The organism is Aporhodopirellula sallentina SM41, from assembly GCF_000346505.1.
GTDB lineage: Bacteria > Planctomycetota > Planctomycetia > Pirellulales > Pirellulaceae > Rhodopirellula > Rhodopirellula sallentina.
On the sequence record NZ_ANOH01000164.1, the window covers coordinates 1 to 23280 of the forward strand.

Here is a 23280-nt window from a genome sequence, read left to right on the forward strand (position 1 = left end):
GGCTCACGAGCTGGGATGGATAATCAGGGAGAGAATCGCCGGGGCAAGCCCGGACGGAAAGGCCCCACCGAATTGAACCGAATGGCGGTGATGAAACACTCGCTTCAGCTGTCCTTCTCGCACATCGCGACAGCTTCCTTGAGGCTCGCGTCCGGATCACCAACGGGCCAGTACTCCAGGCCGACATAGCCGCGGTAGTTTGTCTTTCGGATTGCGGCAAAGATCTCGTGGTAGTTCAGCTCGCCGCGGGTTAACTCATTTCGCCCGGGGTTTCCTGCCGCGTGAAAGTGAGCGATGTCGTTGACGTTTCGCGTCAAGCGATCGATCACGTGCCCTTCACTGATTTGCTGGTGATAGATGTCAAAGACGACCTTCACGTTCTCACTGCCAACTTTACCGACAATCTCAAACGCCTCATCGCTGCGAACGAGATAATAGCCGACGTGATCGACGAGTTCGTTGAGTGGCTCGATCACTAACGTGATCCCCGCTTGCTCGAGCATCGGTGCGGCTTGCCGAAGGCCATCGACGAGTGACTGGTGCTGTTCTTCTCGCGGTACCCCCGGACGAAAGTCCCCGACTTGCGAAATCAGTGTTTTGCAATCGATCCGCTGGGCCGCGTCGATCGACTCATTGAGCCCCTGCAGATACTCATCACGTTTGGTGGGATCCACCAGCGACACGAACTTGGTACAGCACGACGCGATCGTCAGCCCGTTGTCATCGCGAGCCTTCACGATTCGGTCGAGATTCTTTTCCCACCAACACCAAAACTCAAACGCCCCAACCCCGCACTGGGCGACACGAGAAATGGCCTCGACCTCGTCCACACCTTCGTAGACCGCGTCGATGCAAACCGAGAGTTGAGGATTCAGTGACACGAGAAAGTCCAACGAAAGAGGGCAAGGTCTGGGCAAGAAACAGCGGTCAAAATAGACGCCTTCGCACCCGTTTGAAAGCCCGTTTGATTGCGGCGGTTTCGAAAGGTCGCCTGCCCCAACCGAGCACTGAGTGTCCGTCCATAATCCACGCAACACAAAACCACCGAGGACATCTGTTCTATACACCCGAGCATCCCATCCTGGTTACAATCGGCCGCATAACTCGCTCGCCGGTCGTCACGCCGCGACGCTTCCCCCACACCATCGACACCCACCATGCCCTCCCACCTCAATCAAGCATCACGCTTCACCGCTCTTCTAATTACTTGTTTCGCTGCGTGCCTTCACCTGACCATCTGCGATGCCGCCGACAGCGGAACGCAACCTCCCCGGCCGAACATCCTTTGGCTCACCAGCGAAGACAACGGCCCCGAACTGGGTTGCTACGGCGACGAGTACGCCGACACTCCCAACATCGACCAACTCGCCTCACGGTCGCTTCGCTATCGCACCTGCTGGTCCAACGCACCGGTTTGCGCACCGGCCCGGACGACCATCATTTCAGGCATGCACGCAACCAGCCTCGGGGGCCAACACATGCGCAGCTCCGTCGGATTGCCCGATGATATGAAACTGTATCCTCAGGTGCTCCGCGAGGCCGGATACTACTGCACCAATCACACCAAAACCGACTACAACTTTGCCCCGAGCGACCAGGACGCTGGTTGGCACGAAAGCGGCAAGAAAGCTCACTGGCGGAACCGCCCGAGCGAAGACACACCATTCTTTAGCGTGTTCAACTACACGATCAGCCACGAGAGCAAGATCCGCAACAAACCACACACCCTCGTTCACGATCCGGCGAAAGCCAACTTGCCGGAGTACCATCCTGATACACCGGAGGTTCGACGCGACTGGGCCCAGTACTACGACCGCCTGACCGAGATGGACGCGATGGTCGGCAAAGCGATTGAAGAAATCAACCAAGCAGGGCTGGCCGATTCGACCATCATTTTCTACTACGGCGATCACGGCAGCGGGATGCCACGGAGCAAACGATGGCCATTCAACTCCGGGCTCCAAGTTCCTCTCGTGGTACACGTGCCGGACGCGTACCGTGACCTCGCACCATCGGACTACATGCCCGGCGGAGTTTCCGATCGCCTCGTCAGCTTCGTCGACCTGGGCCCGACCGCGATCAGCCTCGCCGGCACCCAACCTCCCGCGAACATGCAGGGTGCCCCCTTTATGGGCAAATACGCCGGTGAACCGAAAGAGTACCTGTTCGGTTACCGCGGACGAATGGACGAACGCATCGACCTGGTTCGTTCGTGCACCGACGGACGTTTCGTTTACATGCGGCACTTCTACCCCGACCGCCCCTACCTCAAACACGTCGGTTTCATGTTCCAAACACCGACGACGCGGATTTGGAAACAAATGTACGAGGCCGGTGAACTCAACGACGCGCAATCGAAATTTTGGCAGGTCAAACCGACCGAAGAACTGTTTGACCTGCAGAACGATCCGGACGAAGTCGACAACGTCGCGTCACTGCCGCAGCACGCTGAAAAGCTGTCTGAGATGAGAGAGGCGACCAAGGATTGGATGCGTTCGACCCGCGACCTTGGTTTGCTGACCGAAGCCGAAATTCATCGCCTCGCCCAAAACGAATCCCCGCGCACGATCGGGCTGTCTGACCGGTTCAACGCCGCCGCCTTGGTCGACGCCGCTTGGGCTGCCGGAGACGCGTGGCAGGCGTGCGACGCCCACACCATCGAAGCGATGCAGGCTCTTTTCGGCACCTCCGATCCCGGAATCCGGTACTGGGGATGCCGTGGGCTCGCGCTGGGATTGGCCTCCCACGGGACGGTACTCTCGGACGACGAGACCTCCGCCGCAGTGGGAACCCTGATGCAGGCGTTGGAAGACGAAAACCCGAGCGTCCGGGTCGCCGCGGCTGATATCCTGATCCGGGTCGACGAACCGTCGGTGCAAAAGGCCGCCGCGGATGAGTTGATCCGTTTGGCTCAATTGCCCGAGGAAGGCTACTACGTCGCGATCGCGGCACTCAACGTGATCGACATGCACCGCGAATCCGTCGTCCGGCATTCCGAAGAAGCGCTCGATTCGATCCGGGACAATCACCCGAACGCCCCTCGGCGGGGCGGCGACTACGTCAAACGGTTGCTGACGACACCCGGTCAATCGCAGGACTAACGCCACCGGTTGAAAACGACGTCGACCTTCGCCCCGCAAGGGTCTGCCCTCTTCCCCGATGAGGTCGGGGTGGCTAGGCTTTTGCGGGCCCAAAGCGGAAACCAAATGGGCATTTTGCGCAATTGCGCGGCCAATTCATCATATCCCAATACCACCCTCTGACCCCTCGGCACGGTTCATGACAGCGACTTCGACAGATCTACAGACACTGGCGATTGACACCATCCGCACGCTCAGCATGGATGCGGTTCAGACGGCCAACAGCGGACACCCTGGCACGCCGATGGCTCTCGCGCCGATCGCGTACCAACTGTTCCAGAACACAATGGATTACGATCCGGCACGCCCTCACTGGCCCGGCCGCGATCGCTTCATCCTGTCCTGCGGTCACGCATCGATGTTGCTCTACAGCACGTTGCACCTGATCGGCACCAAGGCAACCGACAAACACGGCAACCCGACCGGCGGCGAGTCGATCAAGCTCGAAGACATCAAGAACTTCCGTCAACTCGGCTCCGTCTGTGCGGGTCACCCGGAATACGCCGAAGCCGCCGGGATCGAAACGACCACCGGCCCACTGGGAGCCGGCGTCAGCAACAGCGTCGGAATGGCGATGGCCGAAAAATGGCTGGCCGCCAACTACAACACCGACGACATCACGTTGTTCAACTACAACGTCTACACGCTTTGCAGCGACGGCGACCTGATGGAAGGTATCGCGAGCGAAGCCGCTTCGGTTGCCGGCCACTTGAAACTGGACAACCTGTGCTGGCTCTATGACGACAACCACATCACGATCGAAGGCGACACCGACCTCGCGTTCAGCGAAGACGTGGGCAAGAAATTCGAAGGTCTCGGATGGAACGTCCTGCACGTCGACGACGCCAACGACATCGATGCACTTGGCAAAGCCCTCGCTGCGTTTGAAGCTTGCCACGACAAACCGACCCTGATCGTCGTCAAGAGTATCATCGGCTACGGTGCCCCTAACAAGCAGAACACCCACGGCGCCCACGGTGCTCCACTGGGTTGGGACGAAGTCGCGTTGGCCAAGAAAGCCTACGGCCTGCCCGAAGACGAGAAGTTCTTCGTTCCCGATGGAGTCAAGCAGCACTTCGCCGACGGCATCGGCAAACGAGGTGCAGACGCCTCGGCTGCGTGGGATCAACAGTGGGAAAAGTACCAATCCGCTGAACCGAAAAAGGCCGCCGAATTGCAAGCGATCTTCGACGGCAAACTGCCCGAAGGTTGGGACAAAGACATTCCCGTCTTCGAACCGAGCGAAAAGGGCGACGCAACCCGCAACAGCTCCGGCAAAGTGCTCAACGCGATCGCCGCGAACCTGCCGTTCATGATCGGCGGATCGGCTGACCTCGCACCGAGCAACAAGTCCGATCTGAAATTCGACGGCGCCGGCGATTTCCTTCCCGCGCAGTACAGCGGTCGCAACCTGCACTTCGGCATTCGCGAACACGCGATGGCCGGTATCGTCAACGGGTTGTGCCTGTCCGGCCTCCGCGGTTACGCGGCAACATTCTTTGTCTTCACCGACTACATGCGTGGCGGGATGCGACTGAGCAGCATCATGCACCTGCCAACGCTGTACATCCTGACGCACGATTCGATCGGCGTCGGCGAAGATGGACCAACCCACCAACCCGTCGAACACCTGACCGCCTGCCGTGCGATCCCGGGCCTGAACGTATTCCGCCCAGGCGATGCGAACGAAGTCGCCGAATGCTATCGCGCCGCGATGCTCGACAGCGAACATCCTGCGGCCATGGTTCTCTCGCGTCAAAACATGCCAACCTTCGACCGCACGGTCTACGCACCGGCATCGGGTTGCAGCCGCGGCGGTTACATCCTCAGCGACTGCGAAGGCACGCCGGATGTGATCCTGATGGCCAGCGGCAGCGAACTGTACATGGCGGTCGACGCCGGCAAGACTCTTACCGAATCAGGTAAAAAAGTCCGCGTCGTCAGCATGCCGTGCATGGACCTGTTCGCTCAACAGGATCAATCCTACATCGATGAAGTCCTGCCGCCGTCGGTTACCAACCGCGTCGCGATCGAAGCCGGTATCCGCATGTCGTGGGACCGCTGGATCGGATCGGGTGGCACATTCGTTGGCATGAGCGGATTTGGCGCGAGTGCACCGTTTGATGAAGTCTACAAACACTTCCACATCAACGCGGATTCTGTCGTCAAAGCGGCACTGGGCAGCTAGGTCTGCTTGAAAATCGCCAGGTAATTTTAACCTGGCGGCGAGAACAACGGCGTCGCGATTGGGCGACGCCTCGTCCATCTAATCAGCCCATCGCGGGCATCTGCACCCGGGTCACGACGAAAACGTCGTTGACCCGTTATTTGTTAAGTCTTTATTTTTTCGAAGGAAGTTCTCTTGTCCGGTACATGTGTCATTGGTTTGCAGTGGGGTGACGAGGCAAAAGGTAAACTCGTCGACCTTCTGGCACCTCGATTTGATTGTGTGATCCGTTATCAAGGCGGTGCCAACGCCGGGCACACCGTCGTCGCGGGAGATGAGGTTTACAAACTCCATCACATCCCATCGGGGATCCTTCACAGCGACGTTCAGAACTTCATCACACCAGGCGTCGTGATCAACCCGACCACGATGCTCCAAGAGATCGACGGTTTGGCACCTCGCGGCATCAACGTCGTCGACAACCTGAAGGTCAGCGAACGTGCTCACCTGGTCATGCCGTGGCACATGATCGAAGACGCCACGATCAACAAAGTCAGCGTCCGTGGCGAATCCATCGGCACCACCAACCGAGGCATCGGCCCGTGCTATCGCGATAAAGTCGGTCGCACCCACGCCGTCCGGATGGTCGATCTGATCGAAGCCTCCCGCGATGAACGCATCGCAACGGTCGCCGAACAGAAGACCACGCTCCTGCAACAACTCGGCGCGACCGATGAGGAACTCGCGTCGATCGCTCCCGACAAGATGGTGGCACTGGCCGCATCATGGGCCGAACGTTTGGCACCGATGATCGCCGACACAACCGACCTGATCCTCGACGCGGCCGAAGCCAACCAAACGATGTTGTTTGAAGGGGCACAGGGCGCCCTGCTCGACATCGACCACGGCACCTATCCGTTCGTCACCAGCAGCAACAGCAGTGGCGTCGGCGTTTGTGCCGGTGCGGGCGTCCCGCCGAAATGGATCGACCATGTACTCGGCGTTTGCAAAGCCTACAGCACTCGCGTTGGCGGGGGACCTTTCCCGAGCGAACTCGACGACGAAACCGGTGACAAGATCCGCAAACTCGGCAACGAGTTTGGCACAACCACCGGTCGCCCGCGACGATGTGGGTGGTTCGACGCCGTGGCCGTCCGCTACACCGCACGGTTGTCCGGAGTCAGCCGATTGGCGTTGATGATGATGGACGTGCTCGCTCACTTTGAGGAACTCAAGGTCTGCGTCGCCTACGAACTCGACGGCAAAGAAATCCATCACGTTCCCAGCCACCCGGACCAACTGCGTCGTTGCAAACCGGTTCTCGAAACCATCCCTGGCTGGAACAGCCCCGTCGATCACGCCCGCAGCATGTCGGACTTCCCCGAAGGCGCACTGTCCTACGTCAAACGTATCGAAGAACTCGTCGGCGTGCCGGTCGGAATCCTCTCGGTCGGTCCCGATCGGGCGCAAACGATCTTTACCGAAGAAGCCGCGGGCATGGGCTTGGCATAAAACGACGCCCCGACCTCAAGCCCCCGACCCCGCGTCCCACCGCACGAAACGATCTGACACGAAACGATCTGACACCGAGCGATTGCCCAACCGGGCAGTCGCTTTTTTTGTGCCCTCGCCTCGAACCGATGCAGCCGCAGTCTCCAAAGTTCGCTCCGCCCGCGACAAACAATACCCCCTCGTCGTCGCAAATCCTTTAGACTGGTTGGGCTGGCGAGGCTCGCCGGCGCTCAGAAAATCGTGTCGCTCGCGTCGATCCCGTATCGGCGTTCAACGACGCCTCGCCCGCGAGGAAATTCGCCGTGCTCTTCTTCCCCTACTCGACCGACGCCCCGGTCTATCACTACCCGATCGCGACGGGAACGATTGCGGTGTTGAACGTGGCTGCCTACGTCGCGACGACAATCCAAGTCGCGACCGGCAATCTTGCGCTCGAAGACGTCCGTTGGCTGGCGTTGACGTTCGACGGGATTCATCCGCTGCAGTGGATCACGCATTGTTTCTTGCACATCCACCCGTTCCAACTGATCGTCAACGTTCTCTTCCTGTGGAGTTTCGGGTTGGTGATCGAGGGGAAAATCGGCAGCTTTCTCTTCACCGTGTTCTATTTCGGCATCCATATTTTCTGTGCGGCGCTCGCGCAAAGCATGTTCTACGCGCTGTCGTTTGCCGTTCCGGAGGTGAGCGAAATGTTTGCGGTCGGGGCCGACAACGGGATCTACATCCTGATGGCGATGGCGTTGATCTGGGCTCCGGAAAACGAGATGAACTGTGTGTTCCTTTTGCTCGTTCCCCGGCTTGGCAAGATGGGCGGCGGGATCATGACCGAGCTCCGAATCTCGACGTTGGCGACCGCATACATCTTCATCGAACTGATCATGTTCTTCTTCCTGGGATTGCTCGTTTGGCAAGCAGGCTTTCATTTGCTCTCGCTGCTGATCGGTGTCGTGCTGGCCTTTGTCATGCTGCGGATGGAATGGGTCGACTGTGAGGACTGGGACATCATCTCACGAAACGAATGGCTGCACGGCTATCCGTTTTTATGCAGCGAAGAGCGACGGCAGCGGCTATCCGAAACAGTCGACCTGCGGCACGACGCGGTATCGATGGCCTTGGCGACCTCCACCACCGCATCGACCAGCAACGCGTCCTACATGGCCGCGCGATCTTCGACGATGGCACGCTCGGCAAAAGGGGACACCACAACGATCGCGCCGCGTCAGGGGCAGACGCATGCCGCGTCCACCCCATCCTCCGGTTCCCAAGCCCCAATCAGTCAGCCACCGAAGAAATCCAAACGACGTGGCCTGCTCGGCACGAAAGGTCGCTCCGCCGAGCCACCTCCACCAACCCCACAGCAAATCGCCGCGTCTCACCCGGACTTCAACCGAATCACGATGTTGATGCGTCAAGCGGTCACGAACAAAAGTCTGATGCTCGCCGAACAGCATTTCGCGAAACTGCAAGAACTCGGCCTCGCGATCGGGCTGAGCGACAAAACGCTGTTTGGTTTTGCATCGCTGCTCGGAACACACAAGAAATTCTTGCCCGCGCTGGCACCGCTGCAACTGATCGTTGAGCACAACGGGCCGATGGCCCCTGACGCATTGCTGCGGATTGCTCAGATCCAACTCAAAGTCATGCGGTTGCCGGGCGAAGCGGTTAAAACACTGCGGCGGATTCAATTTCCCGCCGAGTCGGCGAACTCGCCCGAGACACTCAGCGAACCTCAACAGAAAATCGTGACCCGCCGAAACGGGCTGCTGCAACAATGCGGCGTCGCTCCGCCTCCGCTTGTCGCAAAACCCGACGGGGCAAAGTAGAATCACGTGTCCCGATTCCCTTCCCCTCCTTTCCCCCCTCCCTACCGAGCCTCCGAACATGACGACTCCCGATTTGCCCCGCCGAAATTTCCTTCAAGCGTTCGCCGCAACCGCTGCCGCCGGGGCAGTCACCTCGCGTTGGGCACTCGCCCATGAAGGTGAGCACAGCCACTCGACCGGCGAGGTCCCTTTTCAGATCTCATTGGCCGAATGGTCGCTGCACCGCACGCTGCGAGATCCTTCGAAAGAACTGACCAACCTCGACTTCCCTCGGCTCGCCAAAGAAGAGTTCGGCATCGACGGGATTGAGTACGTCAACCAATTCTTTAAAGACAAGGCTCGCGACGAAGCTTACCTGACCGAGTTGAAGAAACGCTGCGAAGACCAAGGGGTCAAGAGTCTTCTGATCATGGTCGACGGCGAAGGCCAACTCGGCAACGCAGACACCGCCGGCCGCAAAAAAGCCGTCGAGAATCATCACCAGTGGGTCGACGCGGCCAAGTTCCTCGGTTGCCACTCGATCCGAGTCAACGCGGCGAGCAGCGGGTCCTACGTTGAGCAACTCGATTACGCCGCCGACGGCCTGCGGCAGGTATGCGAATACGCGGCCCCCCACGGCATCAACGTGATCGTCGAAAACCACGGCGGGCTGAGCAGCAACGGTGCGTGGCTCGCGGTTGTGATGGAACGCGTCGGCATGGACAACTGTGGCACCCTGCCTGACTTTGGAAACTTCCACATTCGCCGCGGCAAAGATCCGCTGTCGTTCGACCGTTACTTTGGCGTCCAAGCCTTGATGCCGTACGCAAAGGCCGTCAGTGCGAAGACACATGACTTTGACGAAAAAGGCAACGAGATTAACACGGACTACTTCAAGATGATGAAAATCGTGCTGGAGTTCGGTTACAGCGGCTACGTCGGTATCGAATACGAAGGCCGCGAACTCGATGAATTCGCCGGCATCCGTGCCACCAAAGCGTTGCTCGAACGGGTCCAAGCGGAACTCGCATGAGCACCGAACCAGCGAAACGGATTTTACTGGGCATTGCCGGCGGCATTGCTGCGTACAAAGCCGCCGACCTTTGCAGCAAACTCGCCCAAGCCGGTCATCACGTTCAAGTCGTGATGACCTCCGGGGCGAAGAACTTCATCGGCGAAACAACCCTGTCCGCGCTGTCGGGCAGGCCCGTCGCCACCGAATCGTTCGACCCGCGGTACCCGCTCGGACCTCATATCGAATTGGCGGTTAACCTCGATTTGATGGTCATCGCGCCGGCGACCGCGTCGATTTTGGCAAAATTGGCTCACGGTCACGCCGACGATTTGCTAAGTACGCTGTATCTGCAAAATACAGCCCCGGTCTTGCTCGCGCCGGCCATGAGCGATCCGATGTGGAACCAACCGGCCGTTCAACGTAACATCGAAACGCTCCGCAATGATGGCTGCCAAATCGTCGGCCCTGAAAAAGGCTGGCTGAGTTGTCGTGTACAGGGTGTTGGACGCATGAGCGAACCGACTAAGATTGCAGGCGAAATCCATACACTTTTTTCCGCAACTACGAAACGCTCATGACCGTCCATGTTTTCGGACACCGCAACCCAGATACCGACGCCATCTGTAGTGCTCTCGCTTACGCCGACTATCTAAGAAGAACGACCCGCCCCGACGCTGTCGCCGCATGTTGCGGGGCCCCGAATGAGCGGACCGAGTTCGCCCTCCGGCAAGCGAAACTTCCACTGCCGCGGATCATCATGGATGTCCGTCCGGAACTCGACGACATTTGCAACCGCGAGGTGATTTTCGCCCGTCCCAACGACGTGTTTTACGACGTCTACAAATTGATGAACGCGCACGGACTGCGTTCCATTCCAATTCTCGATGAAGACGATTCGCTCATCGGGCTCGCAACTCTGCTCGAATTGCTCGAACTCGTTTTCAAAGGCGGCGTCGACGGCGGACAATCTCGTGGCGTCCGCTCGACGCTGCGGAGCATCGTGTCGGTCCTCGGCGGAGACTTTCAGCATGCGGTCAATCCGGACGAGACCGAAGACCTGATCGTCACCGTCGGCGCGATGAGCGCCGGGGGCTTCACCGATCGACTTAGCCAATACCCTGTCGATCGATTGCTCGTCGTCAGCGGCGACCGTCCGACGATTCAACTGCCCGCCCTCGAAATGGGCGTGCGAGCATTGGTCGTCACTGGTGGCTTTGAACTGTCCAGCGGCCTGATCGAACTCGCCCGGAACCGCGGCGTCGCGGTGATCACTAGCGAACTCGATACCGCCACCACCACCATGCGGATCAAAGCCGCCCAGGTGATCGCTGACGTGATCGATCGCGATTTCGACTCGCTGCCCGCGAAAATGCCGGTCACGACCGCCAAACAGCAAATTTTTCGTTCATCTCAACCGGTCTTCCCGGTCACCGAAGGCAAGAAGTTAGTCGGTGTCCTGAGCAAGAGCGACCTGGTCACACCTCCGCGGCCGCAACTGGTCCTCGTCGACCACAATGAAATCGGACAAGCCGTCGAAGGAGCCGACGAAGCCGACATCATCGAAGTCCTCGACCACCACCGCCTCGGCGGTTCGCTGAAGTCCACCGGCCCGATCAAATTCACAATGGATCCGGTCGGGTCCACGTGCACCCTCGTGGCGAGAATGTTTCGCCAATCCGAAATCACGCCGGAACCGGGGATCGCGTTGTGCATGGCATCGGGCATCATCAGCGACACCCTGTACCTGCGCTCGCCGACGACGACGGATGTGGATCGAGACATCCTCGAATGGTTGCAGCAATTCTGCAACGTTTCACTCGAACAGTTTGCGACCGATTTCTTCCAGGTCGGGTCGGCCCTCCGATCGTGCACCCCCGAAAAAGTGGTGCGAGAGGACTGCAAACAATTCGAAGAAGGCGGCAAGCGATTCTCGATCTCCCAAATCGAGGAAATCGGTTTCGACCTGTTCTGGCAACGACAGAACGAACTCGCCAAGGCCCTCAACGGACTCGCCGTGGAACACCACCTCGAGTTCTCGGCGCTCTTGGTCACGGACATTTCGAGCAACGGCAGCCTGCTGTTAATGAGCCGCGAGCCTGACGGTTGGGACGAAATCAACTACCCCCAACTCGAAGAGAACCTTTACAAACTCGACAACGTCGTCAGCCGCAAGAAACAATTGCTGCCCCTGATCAGCAGCCTGCTCGAGTCCGCGACAATGCCTTCCTAGAGGCCGTCACAAAGCGGCTTGTTGATTTAGGCGAATTTGACTACTGCGGTGCCTCTACTACTAGCCCGAAGCGCAACGGTTTGTCGATTTAATCAAGAGTCAACCTGCTTTCGTTTAAACGGTAGCCGTAGGCGATGTGGCAGTGACAAGTAGGTCGCCTTTGGCTGCCAGTTAAACGCAATACCGTTCAATTTTCGTTTAACCCGTGCCCGAAGGGTAGGTTGTGTTCCGTCAAGCGTCGCCTACGGCTACCGGTTAAACGAAAACGCCACAACCCGGTGCTTCATTGAACGGTATTGCCGTTGAACGAATAAATCAACAGCCCGGCAAGCGAGTGGATTAACTGAATCCCTTGCTTACGCTGCGGGCTAGTAAATCAACAGCCCGAAAGGCTTCGCCACTGCGTATCGGAGCCCCTGCGGACTTTCGAATCGAAGGTCGGTGTTTCTACCTCGATCGGAGAATGGGGGGCTTCCTGAGCGGATATAGTGGCGGTGTCTACGAAGGATGATGACCATCCCTACCCCTCTCACCATGATTTTGAGAACCGGTGCGAACACCATGAAGACATCTTACGACTGCGTGGTCGTCGGCGCAGGCCCGGCCGGAGGAACCGCCGCGGCAATCGTCGCTTCTGCTGGGCACGAGACTTTGTTGCTCGAACGCGAAGCCGTTCCCCGCTTTCACGTGGGCGAGTCGCTGATGCCGGAGGCCTACTGGCCGCTCGAGCGACTCGGCCTGATCGACCGCATGAAACAATCCGGTTGGCAACAAAAGAAAAGCGTCCAATTTGTGACGCACACCGGAAAAGAATCCGAACCGTTTTTTTTTCGCGAGCACGACGAACGCGAGTGCAGCACGACGTGGCAAGTCGAACGCAGCGAATTCGACAAGATGCTCTTTGACCGGGCCGCGGAACTCGGCGCAGAATGTCGCGACCGGATGCGAGTCACCGACATCCTGTTTGACTCGGCAGAGACCCCGGACCAACCCCCGCGGGCCACCGGTGTCGTTGTCCGCGACCCCGACGGAAAGGAACACACAATCAATGCCCGGGTTGTGGTCGACGCCACCGGCCAACAAAGTTTCATCGCCGGCCGACTCGGACTCAAAGAGGTCAACCCGAACCTCAAAAAGGCCGCCATTTGGACCTACTACAAAGACGCCGTCCGCGGCGATGGTGACAACGAGGGTGCCACCATCATTCTCAACACCGAGAACAAAAACACGTGGTTCTGGTTCATCCCCCAATCACGCGGGATCACCAGCATCGGGTGCGTGGCCGACCATGAATATTTGTTGAAAGGTCGTGGAACTCCCGAAGAAATCTTCGGCGAAGAACTGGCCTACTGCCCCGGTTTGGCCCCGCGACTCGAGAACGCAACTCGGGTTGGCAAGTTCACTACCGCAAAAGAGTTTTCGTACATGACGCGGCAACACGCGGGCCCCGGTTGGGTGCTCGTCGGTGACGCGTTCGGATTCATCGATCCGGTGTATTCCTCCGGCGTTTACTTTGCATTGGAGATGGGAGTCCGTGCGGGCGACGCGATCATCGAAGGCCTGCAGAGCGACGACCTGTCGGGCGAACAACTCGGAAAATGGTCCGGCGAATTCAAAGCCGGTGCCGAACGCATCCGCAAACTCGTCCATGCGTTCTACGACAAAGATTTCAGTATCGGGCGTTTCATGCGTGAGTTCCCCCAGTACCGCGGCAACGTTACCGACCTTTTAATCGGACGCGTCTTCACCGATGATGCCGGCCGCATGTTTCCTGACATGCAACAAAGCATCGAAAACACCCGCCAACAAAAACTCGCTGCCGCGAAAGAGATGAACGCGTGAACGAATTCAACGAACTCATTTGGACACAGGACGATCTTTCGAATCGCTTCGACGGTTTAATCTTCGACTGCGACGGAACGCTAACCGATTCCATGCCGCTGCACTTCCAGGCATGGGGGGAAGCGTTGTCGGCCAGGGGCGTGGAGTTTACCGAGACTCGGTTTTATTCGATGGCCGGAATGCCAACGGACAAAATCATCTCGATCTTGAGTGACGAACAAAACGTCACCGTCGACGTTGAATCAACCGCTGACGCGAAAGAGGAAGCGTTCGAAAGTTTGATGGGAGACCTGCAACCGCTGCAGGTCGTTTGCGACTGCGCCGCCCGGCATCGCGGGCAAATCCCGATGGCGGTCGCGAGCGGCGGGATCCGTCCGATCGTCGAGCAACAACTCAAACACATCGGCATCTTCGACTGGTTCGACACGATCGTGACGAGCGAAGACACGGAACTGCACAAACCCGAACCCGACGCATTCTTGCTCGCCGCGAAACAACTCGGGGTCGATCCGAAGCGATGCCTCGTCTTCGAAGATTCCCCGCTCGGTTTTGACGCCGCCTGCCGAGCCGGAATGGAATTCATCGACGTCCGCCCCACCGCCGCCGCCAACGGCTAACGGTCGATAGAAACGAGCTCCAACGTAGCCCGATCTCTCCGAGATCGGGAACCCAGCACCTACGAGTCTTGGAAAGACTCGCCTACGTGGTTTGGCAGCCGCAAACTTACGGCGCTAAGATCTCGTTGGTTTTCTGAATGCCGGTATCATCCTGCTGGAAGATCGATGGCAGGTTATTCGGCAAACGGCCTGGAGCATCGGACGGCTCCGGAGCGAAGTCCCGACCTCGAACGGCGGAGCCCAGTGGCGTCGTCAACGAATCGTCGATCGTTCTCAGGTAAGCCTGCAGCTTCCAAGCCGGAATCACCGTCACGCCGAGTTCCTTCGCCATCGTCTTGGCACGACCGAGCGCGACGACTTCCCGAGCGTCTGCTTCCCCATCGGCCTCAGGCGGTTCGCCCAGAACCAGGAATCGAACGCTGCTGTCGAATTCGCCATCGGTACTCAGGTCGGGCTGCAGGATCGCAGCCACCTCGGCTCCAGCGGCACGGACCATCGACGCGACCCCTTCGGTATCGGGACGTTCGTCGCCATCGAGGTCGATGTTCCATCCCAACGCGATCTTCACGCGTCGACCCGGAGCCCAGAACGGCGAGTAGATTTTGTCACCGGAAATGATCGGGTAGCGGAACTCAGGGCGAGCAACGACGCGAGCTTCCGCACGGTGTTCGCCGAGGATCTTCGTAACCTGGATCGTTGCTTTCACCTTCGCATCCTGAAGGCGGGTTTCGTCTCCATCGATCACACCAAACGTCACACCGGGACGAAGAGCGTCCGACGATCCCAAATCAATGTTGACCACGTTTCCGTCACGAACGACGTAGGTGATGACACCCTGCGTGCTCTCGAAATTGTCGCTGCGGAGTTTTGTCAGTTCGATCAACTGGGTGTTGATCGTCGACAGAAGTTTGTCTTCACGTTTTTGGAAGTTCGCCAACTCGGTTTGCAGTTTCTTGCTCAGTGCGTTGAGTTTTTGCGAGGTTTGCAGGAGCGTGTCTTTGTTCTTCTCGCCGGTCTCCTTCATCTTCTCGCGGTCTTCCGCATACTTCGACATTTCCTCTTCGAGCTTCTTGTTCGCCCGGTCCTTATCCGCTTCGGCTTGTTCCTGAGCCTTTCGGGCGAGGTCCACTTCCGACGCCGATTGCACGCGGATCTTGGTCGCTTCGTCGCGAGCCTGGCCGTACTGCACGTTTCGCGAGCGGATCGCGTTGACGAGCACCTCTGGCAGGTTCGGATAATTGCGGTTCTGCGGATCGACTTCGGGGCCGAAGTACGACATGTCACGAGCAAACTGCCGCTCGATCGTTTCCATCTCGGGATCGCCACCGGTGCTCGACGTCAATTGATCGAATTGGGCCTTGGTCAGGCCGCCAACGCCGAGCATCGCCTTCATCAGCGTCGCCTGACTCTGAAGAGTTTGCAGCTCGGACTGCGCCGACGTGAGCCGGTCCTTCGACGCGGTGGCGGTCAGCGACTCGACGCTGCCCCAGCGATACAGGAAGAAATTCAAGGCCAGGGAGAGGACCAAGAAAATCAGGCAAGCGATCAAGCTGCCACGGATGACGGAATCGTCGCGTGCGGCCATGATGGGCGTTCGTTTTTTGGGAAAGGAAGGTCAATAGTCAGACGAGAAGAACCGCCAATTGTATTCGCTCGATATACGAATCACATGCTTGGAGGCGGATTTTCTTTACGATTCGCCGCTCCGGCAGGTTCAGACTTTGCCGATTCCAACGGTTTTCGCGGCCACCAATCACCGCCCTCCGACGCGGGCCAATCGATGGTGCGGAAAACCAATCGAAAGCACGAAAACCGCCCGCGGCCTCGCATGTGCTCCCAACGAGTCAAAGCCCCCACTCACGGCGGCGGGCATTAGTCCTGTAGTTCGCGGCGTAGATTCCGCACGCGATCCTGGATCAGGATAGGCAGTTTGCTCCGCAACAGGTTCCGCCCAGAGAACCAATCGTGGGGTTCGTGGATCACGAACCGCATTTCCACCATGGACGCTTGTTCCTCACCGGGCACCGGCGTGATCGCGACGTAGCCGCCCATTCCGGCATAGGAATGAGGCGGCCCGAGTTGTTTCTCACCCACGCTGTTTCGCTCAATCGCCCGCCACTGATTCGAAATCGAATCCGGCTCGGGATCGTCAGCCGCAAACCGCGAATCGAGCAACCACGTCAAAATAATCGGCGCCGATTCGTCGTCCGCGGACCAAATCGACCGGCGAGCACGAGCGACACCTCGAACGACCACCTTCCCCAACAATGGCAACTGCAAGTGGCCGAGCGTCTCGTATTTCCCATCCAGTTCAACGCCCGCTGCGGCGAGTTCCTCGTCGGTCAATTGCCGGGTCTTGTTTTTGTCCAATTCGTCGGCACTGTCTGAATCAGCGACCTCCACGGTCTGCTCCGGTGAATCGGGGTCGGACTTAAAATCATCGAGCGCGTCCGACTTGCGGATTTGTTCGATCGATTGATAGACCACGAACGCGACATCGATAAAGTGCCCGATCCGTTCGCCCGCGTCGTTCTTGATCGAATCCGTGTTAACCGAAATCGGTGCCACCACCGAATCTCGCACGAATCGCTTCACCCCGTGACGGCCGGCGATTTTTTCGAGTGCCCGCTTGGCGTCTTCTTCCGCAACGGGTTCGCCATCGATCGAAACGAACGTCGGCTCAGGCAATGGAAACGACAAGTCGTCAGTCAATTCGATTCCGTCGGTAGTCATCCGACGCAGAAGATTGTCCTTCGACGACCGTTCATCGAGTTCGCCCGACGCTACGGCCTCCGGCGCATCGATTGGTTCCGCACGAACGATCAGTCCCGAGGCGGGAATACCGATCCCGAACACCAGCAAGGCTGCCACGCGAGTCAACCGCAATCGAGAAGTCGTGCGGGCGTTAAATCGTATGAGAGACATCGTTACCTAATGCGTTGGGGTGAATCGAGCCGGGACGGCCGACATTGCCGGTGATTAAATCGCGTGCCGCCACCGGTGTGCTTCAGTGGTGCACACGCTCGGGTGCGCGTCAAGCAAAACGAGGTTCAAAAAAACACTAATTCGTGTTGTGCGCTCGCCGATACCGATCGATCTCGCGAAACGTTGCGAACACTACAGCCGGCATGGCCTTGAGGCATTCTCATGAGAATTCGCAAAGTCGAGAGGGCGTCATCCGCCTCGCCGTCCGATACCTCATTGTGCAACGGTATCTTGCTTTCAATTTACCGAGAACGCAAATCACACCACGTCATCGTTGACCCTCCCAATCGAAACGATCTGCGTCGTGTGGCGATCGAAACCTTCCTCTCAAAAAAATTCCATGGAGACCTGTACGATGCGTCGTATTCTTGTACCAGCTGTTTTGGCCGTTGCTCTGCTCGCCGGAAACGCGTCCAACGCCAGCGCCTTTGGCCACCTGAAATCCCTGTTCGGCGGTTGCGGATCAGCTTGTGACACGGCTTGCTGTGAGCCTGTTTGTGAGCCCGTCTGTGGCTGTGAGCCTGTTTGCGGTTGCGAACCAGTGTGCTGCGAGCCAGTTTGCGGAGCAGAGCCTTGCTGTGCACCAAAAATGGGTTTGCTCCAACGCCTCTTCCACAAGAAGAGCTGCTGCGACACCGGTTGCTGCGAACCAGTTTGCGAGCCAGTTTGCGGATGTGAGCCTGTTTGCGAGCCTGTTTGCGGTTGCGAGCCAATCTGCGAACCAGTTTGCGGTTGCGAGCCAGCTTGCTGCGACTCGGCACCTTGCCGTCCCTTCGGCGGTTTCTTCGCTCGCATGTTCAGCAAAAAGAGCGCATGCGACGCCGGTTGCTGCGAAATCATCGAGCCAGCATGCGGCTGCGAGCCAACCTGCGGTTGCGAGCCAGTTTGCGGTTGCGAAGCTCCTTGCGGATGCCACTAAATGAATTCGTTCGCTGAAGCGACTTCCCCGAGATCATTACTCAAACGGAATTCGCACTAAGCGAAACGAACACCACACAAAGCCCCGTGCCGGAAATATTCCGTCGCGGGGTTTTTTCGTTGCTTTTTCCCTTCTCAGCAATGACGCCCGGTCGCCACATTCGAATGCTCGCAACGGAGGCTCCTCCGCGTAGAGCCCCATCTCTTCCGTTTTCATTTTCAGCCGCGACCGTCATTTCGTTGTAGCGGGGTCTCGCGGTTGTTAAGCTAGGCGAGGCTGAAAAACCACGCCCGCGACGCAGGCAGACGTTTTCACCGTCCCAACACCGGCACACTCTATTGATTCGCGTCCGCTAGCTCCCACCGTCGGCGTTGGCGACCGGCTCATACGTGAGCACCGAACGAGAGCACCGAAAACTTCGCTTCTGAAAACCTACCTCCAGGAAGATCTGCTCGTTTGCCCCGTTGGGACTGTCCCACCTCCACCTTCCCTCCTTGTTCGCCCATTGGAAAATTCTCGAATGACAAACCGACCGAATCGTCGTCGTTTCCTGAGCCAAACCGCTGCCGTGACCGCCGGCGTTGGCTACTTTGCCGGCACCTCACTGGCCACTGACGCCAAACCCGAATCCGCTTTGAATGCGCTAGCCGCCGGTTGTATCGGTGTTGGCGGAAAAGGGGGCAGTGACACCAGTCACATCGGCAACCAGGGCGTTCGAGTGGCGGGACTTTGCGACGTCGACCGTGACACGCTGAAGAAAAAGGGACGCGAATTCCCCGACGCCGAAAAGTTCGACGATTTCCGCGAGATGCTCGACAAACTCGGCGACAAGATCGACATCGTCACCTGCAGCACGCCCGACCACACCCACGCCGCCGCGTGTGTGCAAGCGATGAACATGGGCAAACACATCTACTGCCAAAAACCACTGACGTGGTCCATCAGCGAAGCCCGCCTGATGCGTGAAACCGCCGAGAAGACCGGCGTCGTGACTCAAATGGGCAATCAAGGCACCAGCGAAGACGGACTACGCGAAGCCGTCGAGATCATCCGTAGCGGCGCGATCGGTGACGTTAGCGAAGTCCACATTTTCTCCAACCGACCTGTTTGGCCGCAGGGCGGAGGACGTCCCGACAAAGTCGACCCGGTTCCGGAATCATTGAACTGGGAAGCCTGGATCGGTCCGGCTCCGATGCGACCGTATGTTTCCGGTGCGTACCATTCGTTCAATTGGCGCGGTTGGGTCGACTTCGGCACCGGCGCCCTCGGTGACATGGCATGCCACACCACCAACATGCCCGTCATGGCATTGAAACTGTGGGATCCGGTGGCCGTGACCGCGGTGAAGAACCCCGGCATCGTGGACGGAGAACAATTCCCCGCCAGCAGCGAATTGATGTTCGAGTTCCCCGAACGCGAAGGGCTGCCGCCATGCAACTTCCACTGGTACGACGGAGGCAACCTGCCATCGAATGAAATCATCTCGATGCTGCCCGAGTCGTTCCAAAAGCGAATCGCAAAACAACGCGAAGGCGGACGCAAGATGTCCGGCGCGGTCGTCGTCGGCAGCAAAGGGATTGTCTTCTCGCCCGATGATTACGGTGCGAAATACTATCTACTGCCGAAAGATCAATACGAAGACTACCAACTCCCCGAGCAATCGTTGCCACGGATCCCGTTCAAAGCCTCCGCCGACGAACGTCAAAAGTGGGAATTCGTCAGCACGATCAAAGGCGAATACGAACCCGGCACCACGTCCAACTTCGGCTACGCAGGCCGCCTGACCGAAACCATCCTGGTCGGCAACTTGGCCATGCGAGCAGGCGAAGGCCAACGAATCGAATGGAACGCCAAAGAACTAAAGAGCCCGAACGTAGAGTCGGTGAACCAATTCGTCCAACGTGACTACCGCGAAGGTTGGAAACTCGGCTAGCGAGCAACCGCCTCGCAGACAAACTCTCTATGAACACATTGAACGGGATCGGCACTATCGCCGGTCCCGTTTTTTCGTATCGCCCCCCACATAATCAAATCGGACAGAATCAAATCCCACCCGATCAATCCCCATCGGCCTGTCCCGCAGCGGTATCATGAGCAGGACGGGGCATGGCTCTTCCCCGATGGTTGCTTCTCTTCTCTTTTTCGGGGAAACGGATGATGTGCTTCTCGTCTCAATTCACCAACAGCTTCATGGCATTGCTCACGATCACCGCATTGTTGCTCGGCGCAACGCCGGCGTTTGGACAGATCGGAGACGCGGCGCCAATCATTGCCCCCAATTCCCCTTTTGATCCTCCGAGCGGAACCGCGAACCCCGCATCAGTACCATCGCATGCGCCGGAGATTCGAACCCGAGTTGCCGAACGAGCGAACGAAGTTCTCGACGACGTTGTCAGCATCCAAGGACAGGTCCAACTGCGAGAACTGGATCAGTTTCTGGCCGAGAGGCTCGATATCGGTGTCCTGTTGGACCACAGAGGCATCGAGATCGCAGGACTGAACCCCGAAACGGTATCGATGGTGATCGACCAATCCGAACAACCGCTGCGAACAATTCTACGCAAAACTCTGCAACCTCTCGGTCTGCGAGCGGTCGTCCAAGACGAAGGACTCGTCATTACCGCCGATTTCGCAGAACTCGCACGACGCGGAATCTCGACGGACAAATGGATCGGGATAAAAGATGAAGTCGCTGAGCGAGTTAACGCCGCACTCGACACTCAGCTCAACCTGGAATTCGTCGACACACCGCTCGTGGAAGCGATTGTAATTCTGTCGCGCGAAACCGGTTTCCCCATTCGGATTGACCGGATGTCGCTGGAAGAATTAGGTCTAACCGATGACGTGCCCGTTAGCTTCTATTGTGCGATCGCACCGACCGCAAAACCATCGGTGTTTAACGACATTTCCGCTGATCCGTTTGCACCTGCCTTTGAAGCGCCATCGCAATCGGTGTCTGCAACCCCGACCACCGATCCGAGTCATGAACCAAACAGTGCACCGGAAGAAGAAAACGCCAGCAAACCACAATCCCCGTCGGAGCCAGAGAAAACCTTCGCATTGCGTGTGATTCTGGCTTCCATCTGCCGACCGCTTGATTTGACGTATACGATTCGTGATGAAACGATCGTGATCACGTCGATAGAACACGCGCATTCCGATTTGCTATCGAAAATCTACTTCCTCGAAGGCACGGGTTTACCGGTTGGAGACTACAGCGTTGTGCTGGATTTGATCCAAGCATCTCTCGACCCTGAAAACTGGGAGAACCTCGGCGGCACAGGCACAATCATGCCGGTCGGCACGGGAACCGAAAACCGACCGGCGATCCTGGTCAGCACAACCGCCACAACGCACGAGATGATTCAATCCTTGATGCGATCCCTCCGTGACACGCACGTCGGCCCCGATCCGATTGTCACACCGAAACCATCCGAAGAGATCCAAAAGCCAAACGTTGTCACCAACGGTGGAATGTTTTGATGCATCCTGTAATTTGACGTGCCCGATCCCGGTCGCGGAATTCTACGAAGATGCTCTCGTATTCCGATGCAGCTTGGTCTTCCGGTAGGCGGTAGTGGATCTTGTTAAAGATCCTCATGCAGCAGGATCTTTGACAAGATTCACTACCCGAATAAAGAGCTAACAGAAACTACGAGAGCATCCGAAAGCGTCCCACCAGAGACGCCTGCGATGCGTTACCCGCGAGAGCCGCCGACCTGCAGCAACAGGTTGCTGGATTGGGGAAGGATGTCGATCGACGCACCGGCTTCGAGCAGTTTGTCGATTTCCATCACTTCGAGAACCGTGTCGAGCACCTCGGGATCTTTCTTCGCGATTTCGTTCAGCTTTTGACCGACGATCTCGGGACGTGCAGCGGCGGCCTCTGCCATCTTTTGACTGACCTTGAACGCCGTTTCACTCTTGATCAGACCGACGCGGTTTTCGCCGTCTTGCTTCATCGCGCTGGTCACCTGCACGAGCCGCTTGACGACTTTCTCGGTGATATTGTGCACCATCTGCATGTCGGTGAATTCGACTTTACGGATGTAAACCGAACCGAGACGGTAACCCCACTTTTCCGATAGCGGCGAGACCGCTTGCCGTACCGTTCGGCTTAGGCTGTGCCGATCCTCGAGCATCGTTTCCATTTCCAGGTTACTGAGCGTCGAGATCGTTGAACTGGTCACGTTGGCTTGCAACGAACCATCCGGGTTGGCGTTGATAAAGAGGTAAGCGACCGGGTCGGCGACCTGCATTTCGTACCAAATCCCGACGCCCATCGGAGTGCCCTCTTCCGAGTTCACCATTTGGCTGCGGAGATAGTGTTGACGCAGCGCGGTGCTGACGACGTAACGCTTTCCAAAAAATGGGATCAACATCGCACGCAGCCCGAAGTGCGAGATCGGAAAGTGCAGTCCGGATTTATTCAGTGTGCCGATCACTTTGCCAAAGAGCGTGAACACCTGAGCTTCGCATTCGTTGACGCACGTGTAAATGCCGAACGCCCGGGCGATCGTGAGGATGATCGGTATCGTCGAGAACCCGAGAATCAATAAGAAGATTTGCATGGGAATAGCCTTGTATGAAAGAGTGAATTATTTGGAACGCGAATTATTGAGGACCACACGTGAGGCGAGCCCATAGAGTGGGACCCTCGCGTTTCGCAAATAGGCATTCAGGCATTCCGAGCCACCTTCGTTTTTGATCGTCCCGAGCGTGCCGGCGAGTTCCTGCAACGGAGCGACTTCGGCTTGAGCATTGTTGGTCGCAATCTCGACCGCCCGGGCACTCATCGTGATCTGTTGTTCGGCATCGGCCCGCGCGGTGCTGATGTCAGCGGCGACTTGGTTGCGGGTGCTGTTGATCGCCGACAGGGCACGGTCAACTTCCGGTGGCGGGTCGATCTCGGTGATCAACGCGGCGTCGAGTTCAATGCCGTAACGTCCGGTCGTCGATCGACACTGCTCTTCCATGTATTGGTTCAGCAGTGGCAGGTTCTTTCGAAGGTCGTTGATCGAGACGCCTTCGGACAACTCGACCGCGCTGTC

Annotated in this window: 16 protein-coding genes; 11 read left to right on the top strand and 5 right to left on the bottom strand. The window is 58.0% G+C overall.

All coding sequences use genetic code 11. The features are described from left to right. Positions 1–104: 104 nt before the first annotated feature. On the bottom strand, positions 105–881 hold the full coding sequence (locus RSSM_RS10780) for a hydroxypyruvate isomerase family protein (RefSeq protein ID WP_044302260.1): 777 nt from the start codon (positions 879–881) through the stop codon (positions 105–107). A 276-nt stretch (positions 882–1157) separates the two neighbouring features. Between RSSM_RS10780 and RSSM_RS10785 the strand changes: the two genes are divergently transcribed. The 9 genes from RSSM_RS10785 (at position 1158) to RSSM_RS10825 (ending at position 14325) form a co-directional block, all read left to right on the top strand. Next, positions 1158–3101, top strand: a complete 1944-nt coding sequence (locus tag RSSM_RS10785; protein ID WP_008677913.1) for a sulfatase-like hydrolase/transferase — start codon at positions 1158–1160, stop codon at positions 3099–3101. Positions 3102–3279: 178 nt separating this feature from the next. Continuing rightward, entirely contained in the window at positions 3280–5328 is a 2049-nt protein-coding gene (gene tkt / locus RSSM_RS10790) for a transketolase (RefSeq protein WP_008677915.1), read from the top strand. 174 nt (positions 5329–5502) lie between these two features. Beyond that, positions 5503–6819 (top strand): adenylosuccinate synthase, encoded by a 1317-nt coding sequence (locus RSSM_RS10795; RefSeq protein WP_173403148.1) that lies wholly within the window; start codon positions 5503–5505, stop codon positions 6817–6819. Between the two features lie 302 nt (positions 6820–7121). Continuing rightward, on the top strand, positions 7122–8642 hold the full coding sequence (locus RSSM_RS10800) for a rhomboid family intramembrane serine protease (RefSeq protein WP_008677918.1): 1521 nt from the start codon (positions 7122–7124) through the stop codon (positions 8640–8642). 58 nt (positions 8643–8700) lie between these two features. Then, the gene (locus RSSM_RS10805) at positions 8701–9654 is read left to right on the top strand and encodes a sugar phosphate isomerase/epimerase family protein (protein WP_008677921.1); all 954 of its coding nucleotides are present in this window, start codon (positions 8701–8703) and stop codon (positions 9652–9654) included. Continuing rightward, positions 9651–10214, top strand: coding sequence for a flavoprotein (locus RSSM_RS10810; protein ID WP_008677923.1), 564 nt, complete (start codon positions 9651–9653; stop codon positions 10212–10214). Before RSSM_RS10805 ends, RSSM_RS10810 begins: the two co-directional genes overlap by 4 nt. Further along, complete coding sequence (locus tag RSSM_RS10815; protein ID WP_044302255.1) at positions 10211–11866, top strand: putative manganese-dependent inorganic diphosphatase; 1656 nt, start codon at positions 10211–10213, stop codon at positions 11864–11866. Before RSSM_RS10810 ends, RSSM_RS10815 begins: the two co-directional genes overlap by 4 nt. 534 nt (positions 11867–12400) lie before the next feature. Continuing rightward, positions 12401–13708, top strand: coding sequence for an NAD(P)/FAD-dependent oxidoreductase (locus RSSM_RS10820; protein ID WP_008677927.1), 1308 nt, complete (start codon positions 12401–12403; stop codon positions 13706–13708). Further along, the gene (locus RSSM_RS10825; protein ID WP_008677928.1) at positions 13705–14325 is read left to right on the top strand and encodes an HAD family hydrolase; all 621 of its coding nucleotides are present in this window, start codon (positions 13705–13707) and stop codon (positions 14323–14325) included. The genes RSSM_RS10820 and RSSM_RS10825 overlap by 4 nt, the downstream gene beginning before the upstream one ends. A gap of 106 nt (positions 14326–14431) precedes the next feature. Here RSSM_RS10825 and RSSM_RS10830 read toward each other — a convergent pair whose 3' ends face one another. Both RSSM_RS10830 and RSSM_RS10835 read right to left on the bottom strand, forming a co-directional pair. After that, positions 14432–15910 carry a hypothetical protein gene (locus RSSM_RS10830; protein WP_008677930.1) on the bottom strand — a complete coding sequence of 493 codons (1479 nt, stop codon included), beginning with the start codon at positions 15908–15910 and terminating at the stop codon, positions 14432–14434. 287 nt (positions 15911–16197) lie between these two features. After that, on the bottom strand, positions 16198–17250 hold the full coding sequence (locus RSSM_RS10835; RefSeq protein ID WP_063709053.1) for a hypothetical protein: 1053 nt from the start codon (positions 17248–17250) through the stop codon (positions 16198–16200). Between the two features lie 1499 nt (positions 17251–18749). On the opposite strand from RSSM_RS10835, the gene RSSM_RS10850 reads away from it, so the two are divergent. Then, the gene (locus tag RSSM_RS10850; protein ID WP_008677948.1) at positions 18750–20162 is read left to right on the top strand and encodes a Gfo/Idh/MocA family protein; all 1413 of its coding nucleotides are present in this window, start codon (positions 18750–18752) and stop codon (positions 20160–20162) included. A gap of 173 nt (positions 20163–20335) precedes the next feature. After that, positions 20336–21712, top strand: coding sequence for a hypothetical protein (locus tag RSSM_RS10855; RefSeq protein ID WP_008677953.1), 1377 nt, complete (start codon positions 20336–20338; stop codon positions 21710–21712). 215 nt (positions 21713–21927) lie between these two features. On the opposite strand, the gene RSSM_RS10860 is transcribed toward RSSM_RS10855, so the two are convergent. Both RSSM_RS10860 and RSSM_RS10865 read right to left on the bottom strand, forming a co-directional pair. Next, positions 21928–22800: an SPFH domain-containing protein gene (locus tag RSSM_RS10860; protein ID WP_008677957.1), complete on the bottom strand. Its 873-nt coding sequence runs from the start codon at positions 22798–22800 to the stop codon at positions 21928–21930. A gap of 27 nt (positions 22801–22827) precedes the next feature. Then, positions 22828–23280, bottom strand: a 453-nt coding sequence (locus RSSM_RS10865; protein WP_044302259.1) for an SPFH domain-containing protein, incomplete at its 5' end; no start/stop codon positions are given.

Excerpts from the sequence above, each read along its gene's own strand:
- RSSM_RS10860 (WP_008677957.1), bottom strand. The coding sequence starts at position 22,800 with ATGCAAATCTTCTTATTGATTCTCGGGTTCTCGACGATACCGATCATC.
- RSSM_RS10785 (WP_008677913.1), top strand. The coding sequence starts at position 1,158 with ATGCCCTCCCACCTCAATCAAGCATCACGCTTCACCGCTCTTCTAATT.
- RSSM_RS10820 (WP_008677927.1), top strand. The coding sequence starts at position 12,401 with ATGATTTTGAGAACCGGTGCGAACACCATGAAGACATCTTACGACTGC.
- RSSM_RS10830 (WP_008677930.1), bottom strand. The coding sequence starts at position 15,910 with ATGGCCGCACGCGACGATTCCGTCATCCGTGGCAGCTTGATCGCTTGC.
- RSSM_RS10810 (WP_008677923.1), top strand. The coding sequence starts at position 9,651 with ATGAGCACCGAACCAGCGAAACGGATTTTACTGGGCATTGCCGGCGGC.
- RSSM_RS10855 (WP_008677953.1), top strand. The coding sequence starts at position 20,336 with ATGGCTCTTCCCCGATGGTTGCTTCTCTTCTCTTTTTCGGGGAAACGG.
- RSSM_RS10835 (WP_063709053.1), bottom strand. The coding sequence starts at position 17,250 with ATGTCTCTCATACGATTTAACGCCCGCACGACTTCTCGATTGCGGTTG.
- RSSM_RS10815 (WP_044302255.1), top strand. The coding sequence starts at position 10,211 with ATGACCGTCCATGTTTTCGGACACCGCAACCCAGATACCGACGCCATC.
- RSSM_RS10805 (WP_008677921.1), top strand. The coding sequence starts at position 8,701 with ATGACGACTCCCGATTTGCCCCGCCGAAATTTCCTTCAAGCGTTCGCC.
- RSSM_RS10850 (WP_008677948.1), top strand. The coding sequence starts at position 18,750 with ATGACAAACCGACCGAATCGTCGTCGTTTCCTGAGCCAAACCGCTGCC.
- tkt (WP_008677915.1), top strand. The coding sequence starts at position 3,280 with ATGACAGCGACTTCGACAGATCTACAGACACTGGCGATTGACACCATC.